3 protein-coding genes and 1 pseudogene are annotated in these 2,374 nt (G+C 46.1%); 2 read left to right on the forward strand and 2 right to left on the reverse strand.

Going from position 1 to position 2,374, the window contains the following annotated elements:
- Both F8S12_RS20155 and F8S12_RS20160 read left to right on the forward strand, forming a co-directional pair.
- A pseudogene (locus F8S12_RS20155) lies at positions 1-305 on the forward strand (hypothetical protein); the annotation flags it as partial.
- Positions 298-552: a hypothetical protein gene (locus tag F8S12_RS20160; RefSeq protein WP_196516665.1), complete on the forward strand. Its 255-nt coding sequence runs from the start codon at positions 298-300 to the stop codon at positions 550-552. The pseudogene F8S12_RS20155 and the gene F8S12_RS20160, both read left to right, overlap by 8 nt.
- Before the next feature lie 149 nt (positions 553-701).
- Here F8S12_RS20160 and mobV read toward each other — a convergent pair whose 3' ends face one another.
- Both mobV and F8S12_RS40775 read right to left on the reverse strand, forming a co-directional pair.
- Positions 702-2,204 carry a MobV family relaxase gene (gene mobV, locus F8S12_RS20165; protein WP_230968145.1) on the reverse strand — a complete coding sequence of 501 codons (1,503 nt, stop codon included), beginning with the start codon at positions 2,202-2,204 and terminating at the stop codon, positions 702-704.
- Between the two features lie 5 nt (positions 2,205-2,209).
- A complete protein-coding gene (locus F8S12_RS40775) occupies positions 2,210-2,338 on the reverse strand; it encodes a plasmid recombination protein (RefSeq protein ID WP_230968146.1) in 129 nt (42 codons plus the stop codon).
- Positions 2,339-2,374 lie beyond the last annotated feature (36 nt).

The raw sequence follows: 2,374 nt of genomic DNA on the forward strand, positions 1-2,374 counted from the left end.
TCGATGATTTAGCACCAGTTTGTCCACAAGATGATGCGGCGGTGTCACAGCAAGTCGCCAATGTTCAAATCGAGTTCCAGTCAGAGTGTGACACCTGTGACACCCCTCTCAATGCAGGTGGAACGGATAAAATTATCGCCAATGCTGAACTGATTAGGGAGTCTATTGTAGATGAGTCTTGGGAAATGATTGATGAATTGATAGAAGAGTGGACGGATGAATTTAAAACTGCTGTTTGGAAAGAGTTGACACTAGAGGAACGGAAGACAGTTAAAGGACTAAAGCGAGGTAACACCAATGAATGAACCTATTAATTCTCCACGAGTCTTAAATATGCATCCAGAGATCGGATACTTGGCTGATGAACAGATGGATGCAGATCGTGAATGGTTTGCGAATCATCCCTTCGCTACCAAGTATTACCGCAAGCCTTTTTCTTCTGAAGTGATAGAGTTTTGTGAACTTGAGCCAGGGCGAAAACTCAAAAAAATACTGGTAACAAAGGTAAGTGAAGGCGCAAGAGCCAGAACACCGATTTTTGAAAATGCTTGATTAGATGGAAAACCATGAATATAGGCGTCACCGTGCCGAAACGGGTAAATTGTACGCTAAGGCTGAAACCAAGATGGGGTAAGCTTTTCAAGAAGTGCTTTTTCCTATAAAATTCGTGAAAGACCTATGGTTAGGCTGCCAGTTTCGATCTAGTATGAACGAAAAATCGTCGTTTCAGGCACTTGAAAATTCCTTAGCGTACAAAAAACCTTTTTTGGCACGGTGATGCCTGGCACGTCGCCTCTAAGCTGATATTCCAGCATGGCAAAAGATACCGCATCGATGGGCGATTTCAAAAGCACCACTTTCTCTACAGGATCTGTTGGCTGGCCGCCCAAGTGAAAGTAAAACCAGCCCTCACGCCGCTTAGTCCCTTTCTCGTAGCCTTTGAAAGTGTTGTTCTCGCCCCGTGTTCCCCGCAGGAATGCTCCTATTGCCTGGGGTTCTTCGCCAAGATTCCGCATGACGAACACAGCGTTTTGCTGATCATCAGCGTAAACTAACCCCCTTTTATGCAGAAGTTCCACAAAATTTTCAGGTATCCCCCGTTTCTGGGTCAGGTAGTTGGAGACAGAAGACCACTTGCTTTTTTCCTCAACAGGTAGCTGAAACGGGGTTCGTGGTTCTAACTGGATAATCTCAGCAGCCACTGTTTTAGTTTTAGCGATCGCTGCTCGTTCTGCCCCAGCTTCCCCAAATCGCTCATGCAACCAGACAACCGCCTGCCGCAGATTGCAATTGTTGACGTGCATCACCAAGTCAATCGCACCCCCTGAGCCTTTCTGCTGTTCGGGTGCAAAGTCGTAAAACTTGGAGCCATCTATATTAATGATGTGTCCGTGACCCTTCCATTTTCCAAGATCATGGTGTAGCCCCAACTCCCAAGCCACATCAACAAGTGGCAAGTCCCGCAGTTGATTGGTCTGCTGCCGCCATTGAAAGTTTTCTGCTTCTAACTCCAAAACACGTTGCTCAAGCTGTTGCCGCAACTTGTCGGAGGCGAAAGATTTTAGTTCGGCGCGGTGGGATTGCGAAAGTGACAGTCTGCGGTCAGCCAGTTGATGATTAATATCCTGAATGGCTCTATCAGCCTTGATGCGTTCATATAATTGCTGTGCCGTCTCGTCAGGGCGGGGTGCAAGTCGGTCGAGTTCCAATAGGAGAGGTTCGCTATTAACCGCTTGGTAATATTCCTTTACTTTGGTGTGGGTTGCCTTACTGCCCTTAACCCCCCGTTCAATGCCCAAAGGAGCAAGTGCAGCAGCATAGCTATCTTGGAGTTTCGATAACTTAATGCTGGCAGCACCACCATTACCCCCAAACATTTCTTTGTGGCTTAGTTGTTTAGTTTTTTCGTTGATCGGTACGACATAAGCATGAATGTGGGGAGTAGCTTCATCCAAATGCAATTCTGCTCTGACGCACTTATCACCATAGTTATTGATTAGCCAAGCCCTGGAAGCAGAGGCGAAATCTACCATCCGGTCATCATCCCACTCACCGGCTTTTGATGGGTCATGAGGACGAAAATATTCTGGTGATGCCGATAAAAATATATCGCTACATAGCACGGCATCTTTGCGGGGTTTGTGTTTTGTGGTGCTGGCTATCTTAGTTTTTACCAAAACTTCAAGTGGTGTGCCATCCTCCATGCCAATCAGCCGGATATTTTTTTAGTGGTGTCGGCATTCGGGGTATCTTGAAGACGGGCAGTATGTTTTTCACTACCGCCAACGTTGCCGAAAGATTTTAATTTCTCAACGCGCAAGATTGCTAAAGCCACCATTGATTTTTAAAAAGAAAGTCAAAGGGAGTGCAAAAA

Origin of the sequence: Nostoc sp. WHI (assembly GCF_015714725.1) — a bacterium.
Classification (GTDB): Bacteria; Cyanobacteriota; Cyanobacteriia; order Cyanobacteriales; family Nostocaceae; genus Nostoc.